Source organism: Alteromonas sp. KS69, from assembly GCF_003989595.1.
Lineage (GTDB): Bacteria > Pseudomonadota > Gammaproteobacteria > Enterobacterales > Alteromonadaceae > Alteromonas > Alteromonas naphthalenivorans.
The window spans coordinates 1-18546 of sequence record NZ_PYHU01000015.1 but is presented as its reverse complement, the minus strand read 5'-3'; the positions used below and the strand labels follow the sequence as shown (position 1 = coordinate 18546).

The window sequence follows — 18546 nt, the reverse complement described above, 5'->3', positions numbered from 1 at the left end:
TAAACAAAAAAACCGACATGCGTCGGTTTTTTTGCTTTTTTATATTAGTACTATTGCACTAGTGGCCAAATTTAACTCTTATTCCTGAATTGGCAATGAAGCCATCGTTGCGAGACCATATATCAGTAGTCCACTGCCCACTAGCCGCTCGGCTAGGTAACAGTAGAGGATGTTCGTCGTGCTCTGCATGCTCGTCATGTTTTTGTTCCTCAATGTCATCTTTGTGCCGCTCTTGATTCAATGGCACATCTGAATACTCAAATGTGTCGGCATGGCTAGATGAAATTGCGCTAAGAAAGAACAGAATGATTAACGAGGTGGTTGATCTAAAAAACGGAAGTTGGGACATAATGTAGCAATTAGAAAATTTGGTTGATTACAACATATTTCCACATGCTAGTCTTTGTGAATTTAAGCATAAAGCCCTTTATTTATTAATTGCTTAGGTGCTTTTTCTTTTCCTTCAGAAAGTTATCTTATACCTAAAAATTTACTTTAAACACTTTAGGTTTGTGCTTAATTTCAGGCGCTGATATCTAAAAATTCTTTAGGGAAGCTACCTAAAATCAACTTTACTGGTAGTGTTATCATCGAAAACAGCGTGTTTATACTCCAAAACACATCCTTAATCACTTTCAGTAATAAAAAAGTCTCATTTATTCTTTTCTCTTCTTGTAGAAAGCCGTTAGCCTTATGCCCATCGAATTAAGGCTAAAGAATTATGTCACAACAATCGAACAATCCATCGGCTACTGGTGCCGTACTAAACGAACAACAGTTCAATGCAATTACCCAAGCGATATCTGGGTTAAACCGCGACCAACTGACTTGGATCAGTGGCTATGCTGCGGGTATGGCCGCTGCACAAGGCGGCGTCGTTGCGCCAACCACTGCCGGTGCAGTAGCACCAGCGCAGACTGATGCTCCCACGCTTACCATTTTATTCGGTTCACAAACCGGTAACGCGAAAGGTGTGGCTCAACAGTGTCAGGCAAAAGCGGAAGAAGCGGGCTTCAACTCAAAGTTAGTTAGCATGGCAGATTACAAGCCTCGTTCGCTTAAAGCTGAAACCCATGTTGCGCTTTTTGTTAGCACCCATGGTGAAGGCGATGCGCCAGATGATGCCATCGAGTTGCATGAGTTTGTTAGCGGTAAAAAAGCACCTAAGTTAAGCAACACTAAGTACGCGGTGTTAGGGTTAGGTGATAGTAGCTACGAATTCTTCTGCCAAACGGGCAAAGACTTCGATGAACGCTTAGGCAAGCTTGGTGGTACCGAGCTAGTGGCCCGTGCCGATTGCGATGTTGATTATGAAGCGCAAGCTGAGGCGTGGCTGAATGACTTAATCGCTTCTCTTAAAGATGACTTTACAGCGTCAGCGCCTGTTGCCCAAGCAGTGCAAACTGGCTCAGCCGTGCAAGGCGCACCTGAACAAGCGTATACCAAAAAAGCGCCGTTTACGGCAACCTTGCTTGATGCTCAAAAAATTACAGGTCGTGATTCAGTAAAAGACATTCGCCATATTGAAATTAGCCTTGAAGATTCTGGTATTACCTACAAAGCGGGTGATGCATTAGGCGTGTGGTTTAAAAACGCGCCAAGTCTTGTTGATGCGTTCATAGATACACTTTCTCTTGATGGCGATGCAGAAGTGAAGGTTGCTGATGCAACGCTGACGTTGCGAGAAGCATTAACCAGCAAGCTTGAGCTTACGCTTAGCTATCCTAACTTCATTAAAGCCTATCAAGCGGCTACCGGCTCTGAAAGCTTAGCCGCGATGATGGAAGATAAAGCAAAACTGCGCACTTATATGGCCGAGCGTCAGTTGATTGATATTGTGCGCGACCATCCGGGCAGCTTAACCGCGCAACAACTGGTAGAAGCGTTTCGACCGCTAACACCGCGCTTATACTCTATTGCGTCTAGCCAAACCGAAGTTGAAGACGAAGTTCACCTAACGGTAGCTCACGTAGACTATGAAGCCTTTGGTCATCGTCATCAAGGCGGGGCATCTGGTTTCTTGTGTGAATATTTAGAAGAAAACGGTGAAGTAGGCGTGTTTGTTGAAAACAACGATCACTTCCGTTTACCTGAAGATGGAAATACACCGGTTATCATGGTTGGCCCAGGTACGGGTATTGCCCCTTTCAGAGCCTTTATGCAAGAGCGTGATGCTCAAGAGGCTGAAGGTAAGAACTGGTTGTTCTTCGGTAACCCGCATTTCACCCAAGACTTCTTGTATCAAGTGGAATGGCAAGGTTACGTGAAAGACGGCCTACTAGATAAGATTACTTTGGCTTTCTCTCGCGACCAAGAAGAGAAAGTTTATGTGCAACACCGTTTGCTTGAGCATGGTAAAGAAGTGTACGAATGGCTTCAGCAAGGTGCACATTTTTATGTGTGTGGCGATGCAACCTATATGGCCAAAGATGTAGAAAATGCACTTATTAGTATTGTGCAACAGTACGGCGAAAAATCAGAAGCCGATGCTAAAGCGTACTTAGTTGAATTACGCAAAGCGAAACGTTACCAGAAGGATGTCTATTAATGAGCAATGAAAAATCACCATTTATCGTTGAGGGCAAACTGGCTGACAACGAGCGCTTAAAGCGTGAAAGTAATAACTTACGCGGCACTATCGAAACCGATTTAAAAGACGATTTAACCGGTGGGTTCACGGCAGATAACTTCCAACTTATCCGCTTCCACGGTATGTATCAGCAAGACGACCGTGATATTCGCGCCGAGCGTGCTAAGCAAAAACTAGAGCCATTGCACAACGTAATGCTACGTGCCCGTTTACCGGGTGGCGTGATTACCCCTGACCAATGGTTAGCTATCGACAAATTTGCCGCCGATCACACTATGTACGGCAGTATTCGTCTTACTACCCGTCAAACATTCCAGTTTCACGGTGTATTAAAGCCGAAAATCAAGTCGATGCACCAAATGCTTAATAAAGCAGGAATCGACTCTATTGCCACCGCTGGTGACGTAAACCGAAACGTACTTTGCACCTCTAATCCGGTTGAGTCTGCCTTGCACGTTGAAGCATATGCATGGGCTAAGAAGATAAGCGAGCACTTACTTCCAAAAACCCGTGCTTATGCTGAAATTTGGTTAGACGGTGAAAGAGTGGAAACCACCGAAAAGCCAGTAGAGCCAATTTTAGGCGACAATTACTTACCCCGTAAGTTTAAAACTACCGTGGTTATCCCACCGCAAAACGATGTAGATGTTCACGCGAATGATCTTAACTTTGTGGCTATTGCTGAAAACGGCAAATTGATTGGTTTTAACGTACTGGTAGGCGGCGGCCTTGCCATGACGCATGGCGATAAGAGCACTTTCCCACGTAAAGCCAGTGACTTTGGTTTTATTGGTTTGGATGACACGTTAGCCGTTGCTGCCGCAGTAGTAACGACCCAGCGCGATTGGGGTAACCGTGTTAACCGTAAGAATGCTAAAACCAAATACACCCTAGAACGTGTTGGCGTAGATAACTTTAAAGCCGAAGTAGAGAAGCGTGCAGGCGTAACCTTTGGTGAAACACGTCCTTATGAATTCACGACTCGTGGCGATAGCTTCGGTTGGGTTGAAGGTATTGACGGTAAATATCACTTAACGCTATTTATCGAAAACGGCCGAATTTTAGATTATCCAGGCAAAACCTTAAAAACAGGGTGTGCTGAAATTGCAAAAATTCATACCGGCGACTTCCGCTTAACCGCGAATCAAAACTTGATTGTTGCAGGTGTACCGGCAGAAGATAAAGAAAAAATTGAAGCCTTGGCTCGAGAGCATGGCCTTATTGCGCCAGAAACTTCAAACCAACGTCTTGATTCTATGGCCTGTGTTGCATTGCCAACTTGTCCATTAGCAATGGCAGAAGCAGAACGCTATTTGCCTGATGCGGTAACGGAACTTGAAGGCTTGCTAGCGAAGCATGGTTTAGCTGACGACAGTATTATTTTCCGCGTAACGGGCTGCCCGAATGGGTGTGGTCGTGCCATGTTGGCCGAAGTTGGTTTAGTGGGTAAAGGCCCAGGTAAATATAATTTCCATTTAGGTGGTGATCGTGAAGGTACCCGTATTCCTAAGATGTATCGTGAAAACATCAGTGAAGAAGAAATTATGGCCGAACTTGATTCATTAATTGGCAAGTGGGCGAAAGAGCGTAGCGGTAACGAATCGTTCGGTGATTATGTTATTCGCGCTGAAATTGTCGCGCCCGTTGTCGATTCAGCTAGAGACTTTTATGAGTAATTCGACGCTAATTAATAGCAGTCCGTTAGCATTTGATATCAGCAAGGAAGCCCTTGCCGATATCAATGTTGAACTAGAAGAGATGAGTGCTCAAGCCCGCGTTGCGTGGGCGCTTGAAAACTTACCTGACAGTCACATTGTGTCATCAAGCTTTGGTGCCCAATCTGCGGTTATGCTACACATGCTTACCCAAGCTAAGCCAGATATTCCCGTAGTATTAACGGATACTGGCTATTTGTTTCCTGAAACTTACAAGTTTATTGACGAGCTGAAAGACGCATTGAATCTAAACTTGCACGTGTATAACGCAGATATTTCATCTGCGTGGCAAGAAGCTCGCTTTGGTCGATTGTGGGAACAAGGTGTTGAAGGCATTGAGCAGTACAACCGAATGAACAAGGTTGAACCTATGCAGCGTGCTTTGAAAGAACTTAACGCAGGTACATGGTTTGCCGGTTTACGCCGCAGCCAATCTGATACCCGCGGCAAATTACCTGTGCTTCAAAAGGTAGGCAGTCAGTTTAAGCTCTATCCTATTATTGATTGGAGCAACAAAGATCTGCACTACTATTTGAAAGAGCATGGTCTGTCTTATCATCCTTTGTGGGATGAAGGCTATGTATCTATTGGCGATTGGCATACCACGCAATCATTGCAAGAAGGCATGAGTGAACAAGATACTCGTTTCTTCGGACTTAAGCGTGAATGTGGGTTGCACGAGTTTGGTGACGGTATTTAATCTGTCACCCCGTTCGCCTAGCTCACCGAAACAGTGGGGCTGGCGAACCATGTCTGAGTAGCCGGTCTAAAAAAGGCGGTGCTAAAATAGGTGAGGCTCAAACTGCGGGTTAATGAATATTAAAGACTTCGCTTAATACGCCCTTAAGTGCCGATAGGTAAGCTGGGTTTTGTTTTCTTGGTACGAGCTTATAAAGCTCACTACCTACTGCGGTAAACTTAAAATACACCAAGGCGACACCTGGCTGCTTACTTTCTAGTGTGAATTGCTCGGCACCACAGCGCCAACTTGTTTGTTGACCTTCGGCATACTCACCGCTTTCAATCTCACTGGCATAAAGTAGCTTCATATCTTGAAGGGCAAGTAAATCAGGATAGGAAAGACCCACAGAGGCTAAATTTAACTGTTCCGGCACCGCACGTTTGAAAAAAGACAGTATGCCTTTTTTCCTATGGAAACCGACTAATATACGAGGGATGGTATCATGTTGCCGTCTACTGGCTATACTAACCGCCTTCGCAAAGACTTTCGCATCTCTGTGAGTAAGCAATTTTAGCATTTGTAAGCTGCGAAGAGAAAAGCTGCCGGGTTTACTTACCTCAACGGCAAAAATCTTGCCCCAAAGTTCCTGCATTCCCGGGCTGTGGATCTCTTCTGCCATGTTGCTGAAGGCAAAAAACCAATCTGGATCAAGTCCATCGTTTTCAGATTCGGTTATGTTGACATTTAGTGCTATATTTAATACAGCTTGGAGGTTTGCAGCTTTTTGTAATTCTATTATCTGCTTTCTTCGTTCTAACGTGTTGCGTTGGCTTTTAGGATCTTTCGCCATTGAAGGAGAAATGCCGACACGAGAGAACCAAGAGAGTATCTTTTGCCGTACAAAATGCGTCGGTGTATCTTGTTGCACATTTTGAGTCGCACTTTGGTTTGGATTGTCGTTACGGCTAGCCGGCGTTGGTTCAGTAGGGCGCTTGGTCTTAGGAAGTGAACTAGTATAAGGATCAGGGGTTATCTTCATTTTAATATGTAGATTGCCATTCAAAGCATGAACAATAGGTTACCACTATTGCATTGCAGTATCGATTTAGCAATTCTGATAAACAGCATACAGGCAAAAAAGTATGTATGAATCAGTGACGAGGGTATAAGCAGTTATGTCGGCAACGGATTACGATAACGATGAACTTATCTTCTTAGATGATGATGGAAGTTCTGATATCGATACTACTTTTTATAAAGAATGGAATATTCTTATTGTCGATGACGATGAGGAAATTCATACCGTTACGCGACTCGCACTCTCCGACCTTATTGTTAATGATAGAAAACTTAATTTCCTTCATGCTTATTCGGCTAAAGAAGCCAAAACACTTCTGCACGATTACGGTAAAACGATAGCTATCATTTTATTGGATGTTGTCATGGAAACTGATGACGCCGGTTTCGATGTAGTGCGTTATATCCGGGAATCCATGGGGCTAACCGAACCACGTATTGTTTTAAGAACAGGGCAACCTGGTTATGCACCTGAAGAAGAGGTGATTAAGCTTTACGACATTAACGATTACAAAACAAAGACAGAGCTTACCCGCGCCAAACTGATGACGACGGTTATCTCTTCTCTGCGCTCTTATCAGCAAATAATGACAATCAATCAAAACCGTATTGGTTTAGAAAAAATCATTACATCGTCGGCCAATTTATTTGAAGAGCATTCGGTAAAAGGGTTTTGCGAAGGGGTTGTTACTCAAATTAGCTCGTTGATTGGATTAGATGCTGAGGGCCTTGTTTGTGCTAGAGCTGGTTCGGTTCTCGATAAAGACGACAACGGTGTGTATATCTTAGGGGCCGCAGGCGAATATGCTTCTTTTATTAATGAGTCTATCGATAACATTAATAACAGTGAAATTGTCGAGCAAGTAGGTCGCTGTCTTCGCCTTAAACGTCATATTTTCGAATCTGATTCATCTGTGCTGTATATAAACCGTTCTGGGTTTGAAGCGGCAGTTTACGTAAATATGGTAAGTGAAATTACTAACCTAGATAAAAGCTTGTTAGAAGTGTTTTTATCCAGTATTTCGGTAGGCTACGAAAACGTAAACTTGTTTCACCAACTAAGAAACGCAGCCTTTAGGGATTGGCTTACGAGACTTCCCAATCGTAATGAATTTATCAATATGCTCGATAAGCCGCATATTTTTGCCTGCGAAAACTGCTCAGTTGCGCTTATTGATGTAAATCATTTTTCAGACATCAACGATGGTTTAGGCCAAGAAGCTGGAAATGAGCTATTGCGTGCTATCAGTGATAGGTTTCAAGCGTGCTTCGATGACTCAGTTAAAATTGGGCGCATTGGCGCGGATGTGTTTGGGCTTATTGGCCCTTCGAGTGTGGTTAACCCCGACAATATTAATTCATTGTTTCAATCGTCGTTTAAGGTGAGCGACCACACCTTGCCTGTCAGCGTGACGATGGGGCTATGTCAACTCGATGACAAACGAAATATTGGCTTAGAAATTTTAAAGCGCATTAATATTGCCCTAAATCGCGCGAAAAAGAACATAAGCGACAACTTCGAGTATTTTGCTAAAGATATTGAAGACAAAACCACGTGGCGCCTAGAAATGATACGCCGCTTACGCAGCGACTTCATGGCACGTAAGCTAGAGTTGTGGTTCCAACCGCAAGTAGATTTGGTCAGTGAAAAAGTCGTTGGCATGGAAGGTTTGCTACGTTGGCCTGATGGGAACAACGGCTATATTTCCCCCGCGGTGTTTGTGCCTCTGGCAGAGTATTCAGGTCTTATTGTTGATATTGGTGAATGGGTTCTTGAAGAAGCCTGCCACCGATTGAGAGATTTAAAAGAGGCAAACTTCGGCGACTTAAGGGTGGCGGTAAATATATCAATGCCTCAGTTTAGAGATAGGTCGTTTGTTAATAAAGTGCTTGGCACTATTAGCACATCTAAATGCGATCCAAGTTTACTCGAGTTAGAAATAACAGAAAGCGTGGTGATGGATGAACCGCAAATTGTGATAGATGCTCTTAGAACGTTAAAAGAGCATGGTGTTGCCATAGCAATAGACGACTTCGGTACGGGGTTTTCGTCTATGAGTTACTTGCAGCAACTTCCATTAGACAGGCTTAAAGTAGATCGCTCGTTTATTCGTGATATTGAGCCCGGTAAAAGCGCTGTGCTTGCTGAGACTATTGTTACCTTAGGAAACAAACTAGGGCTACTCACTATTGCTGAAGGGATTGAAACCAAAGAGCAAGCTGAGTATATGATTGAATTAGGATGTAATGAAGCGCAAGGCTTCTTTTATGCTAAACCCATGCCATTTAATGAATTGATGGATTACCTCGTGTCCCAAAAAGACGTGAACTAACGTTTCACTCAAGTAGTGGTGTTAAGCGCTCTACCACGTGGGGTAAATATTCAGTTTCAAACCAAGGATGCTGTGCAAGCCAGCGGTTGTTTCTACCAGACGGGTGGGGCAGCACAGCAAACTTCTCGTCACAATTGTTCTTTATAGCGTCTGTTAATGTTCGGTACTTAGGTAAGTAGTATTGCTGAGCATATCTACCGACAAGTAGAATTAATTCTGGTTGAATGGCGTGTAACATCTTCTCGTGCCAAGTGGGCGCGCATTCTTTTCTAGGCGGCGCATCGGCCCCATTTTTGTAGCCTGGAAAGCAAAACCCCATAGGCATAATGGCTAATTTGTTTTCATCATAAAACGTTGTAGTATCGATGTGTAACCACTGCCTTAGCCTTTCACCACTTTTATCGCTGAAGGCTTTTGTGTTTTGATGTGCGATCAGGCCGGGCGCTTGACCAATTAGCACAACTTTTGCCTGTGGCCCAATTGAGAAAATTGGGTTCACGCCATAGGGAAGGTGTTCAATACACAATGAACACTGTTTCGCCTCTTTTACTAAATCCTCAAAAATAATTGGCAAATTTCTCATAATATTTCACTTTGTAATATTGCTGTCATATTTACGTGATCCGATTTGACATTAAAACGTATATACATTATTATTGGATCATCGCAGTAATGAACTGCTGAACAGGAGAAAAACCATGCGTAAAGTAGTACTAGGATTAACCTTAATGTCCGTCTTTGGTATTGCGCATGCGGGCTCTGGCGAAAACCAGCTTTTCGATTGTATGGACGCAAAATCGTTCGAATTGAATAATGAATGTATAGCTGAGAACATCAACAACAACATTCATTTCCGTGATGCACAAACTGATTTGGTCAACGTTGCCAGCGAAAGTCTTGGAGACTACGCAATTGCAACAATGACATTCGACCAAGAAAAGATGCAGATCGATATCGTAGCACATAGAGATGCGCTTTCAGCGCTAAATACTCTGGCTGCAAACCGAGATTAATCGCACTAAAAAAAACCGGCATCAAGTGCCGGTTTTTTTGTGCCCAAATTTCCTTAAAATATCCTATTTAGTCCATTTATTGCTGCTACGCGATAAGCTTCGGCCATGGTGGGATAATTAAAGGTTGTATTAACAAAGTAGTCGATGGTATTTCCTTCGCCTTTTTGCTGCATAATCGCCTGCCCAATGTGCACAATTTCAGATGCACGTTCTCCAAAACAATGAATACCTAAAACTTTCTTCGTTTCTCTGTGAAACAGAATTTTTAAGCTACCCACCTGTGTTGACGCAATCTGCGCACGAGCCAAATGCTTAAACTGGGCTCTACCCACTTCGTAAGGCACTTTTGCGGCGGTAAGCTCTTGTTCTGTTTTACCCACCGAACTAATCTCTGGAATGGTATAAATGCCAGTGGGAATGTCAGCCACTAATGCGGTGTGTGTGGTTGCCCCTAACATGGCTTCAGCGGCAAATCGGCCCTGATTGTATGCGGCAGACGCCAAGCTTGGGTATCCGATAACATCCCCTACAGCGAAAACGTTATCTACTTGGGTTTGGTATTTCTCATTCACACTGAGTTGCCCGCGATTATCTGCTTTTAAGCCAATGGCTTCTAAACCCAGCATGTCAGTGTTACCGGTACGACCGTTGGCAAATAACAAGCAATCAGCTTTCATTCGTTTACCAGACTCTAAGTTCAACACTACGCTGTCTTCTTTACCTTCCACCGACTTATAAGTTTCGTTATGCCTAATAAGTACGCCGTTGTTCCAAAGGTGGTAACTTAGCGCATCTGAAATTTCGGTATCAAGGAAAGACAGAAGTCTGTCTCGCATATTCACGAGGTCAACTTTTACGCCCATGCCGCGAAAGATACTGGCATATTCCGATCCAATAACCCCAGCGCCGTAAATAATGATGGATTTAGGGTCGTGATCAAGAGATAAAATCGTGTCGGAGTTATAAATACGAGGGTGACCAAAATCGATATCGGGTGGCGTGTAAGGGCGAGAGCCAGTAGCGATTGCAATCTGTGCTGCTGTTAAAATATCTTTCGAACCATCATCACGGACAATTTGTAAGGTGTTGGCATCAAGGAAACTGGCTTCACCATGATACAAGTTAACGCGGTTTCTATCATAAAATGACGATCTAAGACGAGTCTGACTTTTTACGACCCCACTGGCATGACGCATTATTTCTGCAAATGTGAGGCTTCTGCTTACATGGTTATCAGCAAAAAGGGGAGAGCTATTATATTCAATTAAGCGGCTTACTGAATGCCTTAACGCTTTAGATGGAATAGTGCCCCAATGCGTACACCCACCTCCCACGGCTTCGTACCTTTCTATTACGGCGACTTTTTTGCCAGCTTTAGCCAATTGCATGGCTACACCTTCGCCTCCAGGTCCTGTACCTATAACAATGGCATCGTATTGGTAAGAAGGGGTTGCTGGTTTATCTTTTTGCTTTGTCGCCATAACTACATCCTATTTTTGAGTGGCCGCGCTTGTCGTAAAATAACAATGACTAATATTCTACGTTACTGGGTTTGTAACTCTAACTCTAGTGCTAATCGCCAAATAAACAAAACCCACATGAGCAAAGCGCATGTGGGTTTTTAAAATAGTATAGAGGGTGTGGACCTTTACTGTACATCAAATGTCAGTAGTCCCTAAGCTGGAGCCAACAATTTATGCGGCTTGAAGCGATAGACTCTGTAACTGAAGCCACTTTTCTTTTTGTACAGCGAACGCATGCTTAAGCTCTTTATACTTATAGGTAAGCTCTAAGCCTTCTATGGTACGTTTGAGTGATTTTTGTTTTACTTTCATCAAACGCTTTTTCGCCGCGTAGTAATCAGACATACGTTGCATAAGTAGCTCATACTCTTGCTCAATGGTGTGCATGAGCTCTTCTGCATTCGGTAATACAGAGACCTGTTCGCTAGCACGTTGCAGTTGCATCGCCGCTCTCGCTTTTTCAATACGCTCTTCAGGTACACGACGCAGGTTGTGCGTAAGCCCCACGTAAGAAAGCCCGCGGATTAACCATTTTGTTGGATCAAACTGATACCAACGAATACCGTTACGATAGTCGTATTCAAAAATATGGTGGTAGTTATGATAACCCTCGCCGAAAGTGAAGAATGCTAGTACACCGTTATCTCTGGCCGTATTTGCATCAGTATACGGCTGGTTTCCCCAGAAGTGCGCGAGGGAATTAATGAAGAAAGTAACATGGTGAACAAGTACTAAGCGTAGTACACCAGCCACTAAAATCATGCCTAGGATGTCGCCATTTAACCAGCCCAAAAAGCCAGTAACGCCAAAGTTAGCAGCAAGAACGATTGGCAGGTAGTAGTTGTGTTGCCACATAACCACTTTATCTTTCTGCAAGTCTTTACAGTTTCTGTAGTCGTCATATCGCTTTTCTTGATACTCGCGAAGCATCCAACCAATGTGTGCAAACCACAAACCGCGCTTTGCTGAATAAGGGTCTTTGTCGTTGTCATCTACGTGACGGTGGTGAATTCTATGATCTGAGCTCCAGTGCAAAATACTATTTTGCAATGCCATTGCGCCGCCGATGGCAAGTATTACGCGCACGACAATATTCGCATCATAGGTTTTATGTGACCAAAGACGATGGTAACCGGCAGTAATTGACATACCAGTGAAATAAAATAAGAAGATCGCAGTGCCTATTTCGGCCCAATCAATTCCATGATTGATAACCCATACAGGTACGCCAATAAAGGCGATGGCGCCGGTAATTATGAACACTAAGACATTCGTCAGGATAAGAGGTGGTTTTTTCATTTTCTACAACTCAGCTTACAACTGTGCGCTAATTTATCGTTTTATTGCTCATCAGGCAAGCAGAATGGACAGAAGTTCTGCTTACGTGTGTAAACTTTAATTATAGTAAGCTTCAAGAAATTGCCTACTACACTTTATGCTTAGGGAGCCTTATCGCTGTTTATAAAGGAAATTATTGAATTACTAATATCGGTAGCCGCTTCAAGTTGGGGACTGTGACCCATATCTGGCAGTCTTACAGTATTTTGCTTCGTGAGGATTGCGTCATAACAATTGCTTCATATTGTTGAACTCTACCTGGTGCAAGTTAGTTTAATTGTCCACTTCATTCATCTTGTGAACTACCTACTGCTTGGCGAATGTCATGCATTGCTTTATCAATAGGGGCTACTTTATGCAGGGTAAGGTTTTGTCGAATGACATCTTCTATAACGAATAACCTATCTTGGCCCCATACCTGAATATCTTTATATCTGAAAACGGGCACACCCCAGCTGCCGTTTTGGTAAATGTCTGATTGGTTTGCAGTGACCTCATTTTTCCAGTCAGTATTGGCTAAGTGTCGCTTTGCCTCCTGCCAAGATAGCCCAGCGTCTTCTACTATTTTTTCCATTCCGCTGTCTGTATCTGCTCTAACACCGTGTGCATTTACCGACTTCGCAAACGAGAGTAAATAATCTAGGTATTTATTATTCGCCCGAGCATAGGCTAGCAACGCATAGCATCGCTCTACACCTTCACCTAACGGATCAGCTAGAAACCCATAATTAATCCCCAGTTTCTGTGCCTCGCGTTTTGTGTCTAGAAAAATATAAATGGCTTTTTTAGGGGGAACATATAACCCACGCATCATCATCGGCAATACAGGTTTTACTTCAATGGGGATGCCATAGTGTGTGGTTAGTTTTACGGCCTGCAGCAACGCAATATAAGAGTAGGGGCTACGGGCAGACCAAAACAGGGTTAAAGGTTCGGCGCACTTTTTCGTATCTATCGAAAAATTGAGAGGCTGTAATAGCGAAGCATAGGTTTTATCAAATTCGATTTGAGGGTTGGGTTGTATGCCATAGCCTTCATCAATAAGTCGACGTTCTAAGTGATCAAGCCTATCTACACCCCAATACCATTCACCATCGTAAAAAATCGTGGCGGGCAGATAGTGACCATTCGAGGAAAGCTGATGTAGGTGTGCTTCAAAGCGTTTTTCTAATGCCGCCTCATCAATACTAGACGAGGCATCAATATGATCACCTTTCCAATAGGCAAGTAGCAATTCAGCAATGCCTGTCCATGAAGCGCCTTCATCTATTTTTTGCTGAACGGCACAGGACGCAGTAAAAACTGAGCGAGCTTCGTGGGTAATCTCAGTAGCAGAGCACGGAAAATGAAGATGGTAAACGTTGGCTAAATGCATCGCATCATTAATTGAATGCTTATTCCACATAGTTAATTCAGGAAACATCACGGGATCTGAATTGATAATGACGCGAGCTGTAATGGCTACGCGATACTTTTTTTCGAGTGTCGGTAATGCTTGAACAAGTAGGAATGAGTAGGGGTCATCTACTTTTATGAAAATTTCTAATTTAGGTACACCACGCTTAAAAAAGCGTGCACAAGTATAATAGCGGCGTTTAATACTTAGTAGCGTGTTACTCGAAATGAACCGTAGCACGTAGGGCTGAATACTTTTTTTCATTATTGGGTCAGCTATTTTTGTTCATGTAGGCCGATAGTCCTATAACCCCATAGTCCATCATTCCCACAGGAAATAATGAGATAAATTAATTCTGGCTATTCACTCTGATAAAGTCCCAGTAATGCCTTACAGGAGAATAGCGGCTACATAGTTAACAACTTGTTAAGAATAAAATGTACAGTAACAACAGTTACTATAAAACGCTATGGAGATAATAATGAGTAAGTGCTAATAGCGTTTATGCCTAGAGCCGAATTAATTTAAGCTTCTCCCCATAGGCACTCATGCGATAGACTAGTGAAGACTAACAAACTGGTACTATTGTGACTCGTCAGGAACAAAAGCTTAAAACCCGCCAAAATATCATTCATGCGGCATTCCTATTACTGGATGAAAATCGCAGTTTGTCTGCTATTAGTTTACGTGAAGTTGCTCGAGAAGCAGGCATTGCGCCAACGTCCTTCTACCGACACTTTAAAGACATGGATGAATTAGGGCTCACGCTGGTGGATGAAGCTGGGTTAGCTCTTCGCCAGTTAATGCGCCAGGCTCGCCGTAGAATTGCTTCAGGTGGCGGCGTAATTCACACGTCAGTTGAAACTTTTATGGAGTTCATTTCTGCAAACAAGAATGTATTTAGATTATTGTTGCGGGAACATACAGGCACATCAGCGGCATACCGAATGGCGGTTTTTCGCGAAATTCAACATTTTATTGAAGAGCTAACCGATTACATCATCGAGCAACAAGGCGTGGAGTACAATATTGCGCAGCTCCAAGCTGATGCGATGGTTAGATTGGTATTCAGTGCTGGTGCAGAAGCGTTAGAAGCTGATACAAAGTTGAAGATAGAAATTGGCGAAAGGGTTAAAGCCCAATTACGTTTCGTGCAATTGGGCGCAATGTCGAAGCTTGCATCACAGACATCTTCCGACGCATCTTAAGCGTTAAAATCTAAAGTTGCTGCAAATCCATTTGCAAAATATAGCTCGTTACTTTTTAGTAAGTAACACACCCGCTTCTATATGATGGGTGAATGGAAATTGATCGAACAGTGCCGCATTTGCTATTTCGTGAGTTTCACAAAGCAGGCTTAAGTTTTCAGCTAAGGTTTCAGGGTTACAAGAGATATAGATAATATTATCGTACCCTTGAATCATTTTTAATGAATCTACGTCTAACCCTGCTCGAGGTGGGTCGACCAATACAGTAGTAAAATTGTATTCAGTTAAGTTGATACCTTCTAAACGAGAGAAGGTTCTTTCCCCATTCATTGCTTCAGTAAACTCTTCTGCAGAAAGCCTAACAATTTTCACGTTATCTAAGTGGTTTGCCGCAATATTGTATTGCGCCGCTTGTACCGAAGGCTTTGCTATTTCGGTTCCTATCACGTTGTCAAAATGAACTGCCAATGGCATTGAGAAGTTCCCTGCACCACAATACATTTCGAGTAAATCGCCAGTTAGGGGAGCAGAGCATTCAAGTGACCACTCAATCATGCTGCAATTCACTTCTGCATTAGGTTGAGTAAAGCTGTTTTCGATATGTTTGAATTCGAATTCACGGCCATTAATAGGTAGACGTTCTATAATAAAATCGTTACCCACAATGCGTTTTTGCTTTCTAGCCCGCCCAATAATACTCACAGCCGTAAATTGGGTAGCTAAAAAGGTGCGAAGTAGTTCAGCTTGTGCTTCCCATTCGTCATCTAGTGGCTTGTGATACAGCAAGCTAATAACCAATTCACCGGATAATCCAGTTAGATAATCAATTTGAAACAATTTTTTGCGCAGCAGCTCGTTTGGCTTTAAATAATCAATTAATTGCTGCATTGCCTTGTTAATGGTTTCACTAGCCGGTGGAAATGTATCTACGCGGTACTTCTCTTTAGAACCTTGATCGAACATGATGTGATAAAGATCGTCACCGTCGTGCCATACACGAAACTCAGCCCGCATACGGTAGTTTTCAGGTTTAGACGGATACACCGACAGACTCGGTACGTTAAACGGCGTAAGAAGAGTACCTAACCGATCCACTTTCTCATCGAGTTGAGCTTGATAGTCTTTTGCAGTGGTGGTTGTCATGTGGTTCTCCGAACATCATTTAAATAAGGCTGCGAATTGTAGTGCCTTATATTATATGTGCAACGGATAAAACTCACAGAAGCAAAAATTTCGTATTAAAATTAAACAATACGTGATTGGTGCCGATAACTTGATTGAGGATAGTGAGGATCAAATTATGAACGTGAGTCAAATTAAGGCTTTCATGGGCGACCAGAAAGTGGATGAAAAGGCATCGGTTCACCCGAATGAAGCTATAAAGAAGCAGCTTCAACAGGAAGGCTTACAGCAAGCAGCCGAGTTTACCAAACAGCATTCAGCAACGGTCACCGTGAATAGCACGCAGACCAGTATCGGCTTAAAGGTCTTCAGTGGTAGCTTAAGTCAAAATGTGGTTGTTGATGGTAAGCGCCCTAATGAAAGCAAGCAGTCTGAAGACGGCGAAGAAAATAAAAGCTTATTCGATTTCGAAAAAGTTGCCCGTAATGTACTTGGGTTCGTGACCGGAGTCATTCAAGGTGCCGCTGATGGTGGTGCGGATGACGATACCCTAAAAGGGTTATTTGGTCAGGCCCGTGAAGGCGTAAGTCGTGGCTTCGCTATGGCTGAAAAAGATCTCGAAGGTTTTATGAATGATGAGATTGAAGAAGGTGTTACTCGTAGCCGTGAAATGATAGACGGCGGCATTAACGATTTAGAACAGAATATCTTCAATCCGAATCCAGTGAGTGTGAGCGAGCTTAACGCGGTATCTGCATCTGATGCTAAATCAGGAAGCTTGCTCATTCGAACCAAAGATGGGGATGAAGTAAACCTTAGCTTTGAAAGTATCAGACAGTTTAGTGCTGCTAGTCAGGCTTCGCTATATATACCCGCGAATGACGATGCTGAAGCGTCTAGTTCGAATACAGATTCAGTTGTGGCGCAGCAGTCATCTCAATATGAATACTTTGAGCGAAGTGGCATCAGCTTTTCGTTAAAGGGTGAAATAGACGAAGATGAAATGACAGCTATTGCAAACCTTGTGGGTGAAGCACAAGACTTAGCCGATACCTTTTATAGCGGGGATATGGATAAGGCGTTCGAACAAGCGTTGAATTTAGGTTTCGATGACAAAGAGTTAGTTGGGTATGCGTTGCAGTTAAACCGCACTACACAAACCGAAATGGTCAAGGCTTATGAGAACGTAAAGCACTACAGTGAAGAAGGTGAGGCTGAAAACCAATACGGTAATGTAGTAAGCCCAATAGCACAGTATCTAGAAAAGATGATGTCTACGTTCGAAAATGCCGAGAATACCTTAGGCGCTGGAGATGACTACAATACATTGCTTGCAGGTATTATTAGTGAAATGAAAGATGTACAAATACCTGATTTAGTTTCAGCTATAAATCGTTTCCATACGTTTAACCAAAACTTATTAAACGCGATGCCACAGCAAGCGGCTTCAGAATAGAGTAAAAAAAACCTGGGTCATGCCCAGGTTTTTTAATTTATACTTGTTCTACTTTGTCTTTAGCTGGTCTAACTTTTAATGTTCGCTCTTGGAACACTGAGTCGTTAGTCTTCGCTATTACTGGGTCAAGGTCGCTAGTTATCACTTCAATAAAGCCATAACCTTTTCGCTTGCCAGTTTTTCTATCCTTCATGAGTCGGACAGACTGTACTTCGACAAAACTACCAAAATACTCTTTAACCGCAGATTCGTTTGCACGATACGGTAGATTACCCACATAGAGTGTTTCAGTGGTTGTGCTGCTGGTGGAGGGCGCAGCTGTTTCAGAGGGGGAATTGTTAAGGAGTGAAGCTAGCCACGGGGTTAATATACCGCTTATTAATAAAGACGCTGAAACCGTTAACGGAACGTGCGCTTCTATACTAGCTGATGAAAACAACAGATATCCTGCGATTGCAAAGATAGCACTAATAACAGTGCATTGAATAAAGCCTACTTTCATATACCTACCTTTCTAGTGTTTATTATCATAATAATGAAGGCTGGTTATAGTTTACTCATTTGTAACAATTAGAACAATAAAATGTGAAAGAACTATCCTAAAGTCCAATGGAATACACCTAAATGATGTAAAAATAAGCGTTTGAGGGTGAAAGTGTTATTAAATGCAAATAAGTGCCAAATAACGGTTGATCTTTTACGCCACCTATCTATAATGCGCTCCACGTTTTGAGGGGGCTTCAGGCATTCACAAGACACAGTGCGCAACCTTGAATTAAGACTGATTAAAAAGTTAAAAATCTAGGTTGACATCGTAACTTAACGATGTAGAATGCGCGCCTCGCTTCAAGGAGTTGGTAACAACACTGGAAAAGCAGTTTTCATTAACTCTTTGGAGTTAACAGCGCTTCGAAAAGAAATTTACGAAAAACGTTGACACTGAAAACGAAACGCGTAGAATGCGCATCCGCTTCGAAGAGAAGCAAAGCAAGAAAGACGCTAGCAACTATATGTAGCCTGAGTCCTCCTTGCGCAGAAGTCACGACCAAAAAGCGTCGAGATTCTGCACCACGTTCTTTAACAATTTATAACA

15 protein-coding genes are annotated in these 18546 nt (G+C 42.9%); 7 read left to right on the top strand and 8 right to left on the bottom strand.

Translation table 11 applies throughout. The features are described from left to right. Window positions 1-58: 58 nt before the first annotated feature. Window positions 59-349 carry a hypothetical protein gene (locus C7Y69_RS11575; RefSeq protein ID WP_126872807.1) on the bottom strand — a complete coding sequence of 97 codons (291 nt, stop codon included), beginning with the start codon at window positions 347-349 and terminating at the stop codon, window positions 59-61. A gap of 372 nt (window positions 350-721) precedes the next feature. On the opposite strand from C7Y69_RS11575, the gene C7Y69_RS11570 reads away from it, so the two are divergent. From C7Y69_RS11570 to C7Y69_RS11560, 3 genes are read left to right on the top strand one after another with little or no spacing between them, the layout of a single operon-like run. Next, complete coding sequence (locus tag C7Y69_RS11570; protein ID WP_126872806.1) at window positions 722-2548, top strand: assimilatory sulfite reductase (NADPH) flavoprotein subunit; 1827 nt, start codon at window positions 722-724, stop codon at window positions 2546-2548. After that, window positions 2548-4266, top strand: coding sequence for an assimilatory sulfite reductase (NADPH) hemoprotein subunit (gene cysI / locus C7Y69_RS11565; protein WP_126872805.1), 1719 nt, complete (start codon window positions 2548-2550; stop codon window positions 4264-4266). Before C7Y69_RS11570 ends, cysI begins: the two co-directional genes overlap by 1 nt. Next, window positions 4259-5005 (top strand): phosphoadenylyl-sulfate reductase, encoded by a 747-nt coding sequence (locus C7Y69_RS11560; protein WP_126872804.1) that lies wholly within the window; start codon window positions 4259-4261, stop codon window positions 5003-5005. The genes cysI and C7Y69_RS11560 overlap by 8 nt, the downstream gene beginning before the upstream one ends. Window positions 5006-5114: 109 nt before the next feature. On the opposite strand, the gene C7Y69_RS11555 is transcribed toward C7Y69_RS11560, so the two are convergent. Beyond that, window positions 5115-6026, bottom strand: coding sequence for a TIGR03899 family protein (locus C7Y69_RS11555; protein ID WP_126872803.1), 912 nt, complete (start codon window positions 6024-6026; stop codon window positions 5115-5117). A 136-nt stretch (window positions 6027-6162) separates the two neighbouring features. Here C7Y69_RS11555 and C7Y69_RS11550 point away from each other — a divergent pair, with 136 nt between their 5' ends. After that, window positions 6163-8397 (top strand): EAL domain-containing protein, encoded by a 2235-nt coding sequence (locus tag C7Y69_RS11550; protein WP_126872802.1) that lies wholly within the window; start codon window positions 6163-6165, stop codon window positions 8395-8397. A gap of 4 nt (window positions 8398-8401) precedes the next feature. On the opposite strand, the gene C7Y69_RS11545 is transcribed toward C7Y69_RS11550, so the two are convergent. After that, complete coding sequence (locus C7Y69_RS11545; RefSeq protein WP_126872801.1) at window positions 8402-8980, bottom strand: uracil-DNA glycosylase family protein; 579 nt, start codon at window positions 8978-8980, stop codon at window positions 8402-8404. Between the two features lie 115 nt (window positions 8981-9095). Here C7Y69_RS11545 and C7Y69_RS11540 point away from each other — a divergent pair, with 115 nt between their 5' ends. Continuing rightward, the gene (locus C7Y69_RS11540; protein ID WP_126872800.1) at window positions 9096-9410 is read left to right on the top strand and encodes a pyridine nucleotide transhydrogenase; all 315 of its coding nucleotides are present in this window, start codon (window positions 9096-9098) and stop codon (window positions 9408-9410) included. 53 nt (window positions 9411-9463) lie between these two features. On the opposite strand, the gene sthA is transcribed toward C7Y69_RS11540, so the two are convergent. The 3 genes from sthA to C7Y69_RS11525 all read right to left on the bottom strand — a co-directional run bounded on the left by sthA (window position 9464) and on the right by C7Y69_RS11525 (window position 13931). Continuing rightward, complete coding sequence (gene sthA, locus C7Y69_RS11535; RefSeq protein WP_126872799.1) at window positions 9464-10891, bottom strand: Si-specific NAD(P)(+) transhydrogenase; 1428 nt, start codon at window positions 10889-10891, stop codon at window positions 9464-9466. Window positions 10892-11104: 213 nt separating this feature from the next. Continuing rightward, window positions 11105-12232 (bottom strand): acyl-CoA desaturase, encoded by a 1128-nt coding sequence (locus C7Y69_RS11530; protein ID WP_126872798.1) that lies wholly within the window; start codon window positions 12230-12232, stop codon window positions 11105-11107. A gap of 325 nt (window positions 12233-12557) precedes the next feature. Next, complete coding sequence (locus tag C7Y69_RS11525; protein WP_126872797.1) at window positions 12558-13931, bottom strand: DsbA family protein; 1374 nt, start codon at window positions 13929-13931, stop codon at window positions 12558-12560. Window positions 13932-14254: 323 nt separating this feature from the next. Here C7Y69_RS11525 and fabR point away from each other — a divergent pair, with 323 nt between their 5' ends. Next, entirely contained in the window at window positions 14255-14875 is a 621-nt protein-coding gene (fabR, locus tag C7Y69_RS11520; protein ID WP_126872796.1) for an HTH-type transcriptional repressor FabR, read from the top strand. Window positions 14876-14923: 48 nt separating this feature from the next. Here fabR and trmA read toward each other — a convergent pair whose 3' ends face one another. Then, window positions 14924-16018 (bottom strand): tRNA (uridine(54)-C5)-methyltransferase TrmA, encoded by a 1095-nt coding sequence (gene trmA / locus C7Y69_RS11515; RefSeq protein WP_126872795.1) that lies wholly within the window; start codon window positions 16016-16018, stop codon window positions 14924-14926. Window positions 16019-16175: 157 nt separating this feature from the next. Between trmA and C7Y69_RS11510 the strand changes: the two genes are divergently transcribed. Then, window positions 16176-17453 carry a DUF5610 domain-containing protein gene (locus tag C7Y69_RS11510; protein WP_126872794.1) on the top strand — a complete coding sequence of 426 codons (1278 nt, stop codon included), beginning with the start codon at window positions 16176-16178 and terminating at the stop codon, window positions 17451-17453. A 37-nt stretch (window positions 17454-17490) separates the two neighbouring features. On the opposite strand, the gene C7Y69_RS11505 is transcribed toward C7Y69_RS11510, so the two are convergent. After that, window positions 17491-17955, bottom strand: coding sequence for an RNA recognition motif domain-containing protein (locus C7Y69_RS11505; protein ID WP_013782662.1), 465 nt, complete (start codon window positions 17953-17955; stop codon window positions 17491-17493). Window positions 17956-18546 lie beyond the last annotated feature (591 nt).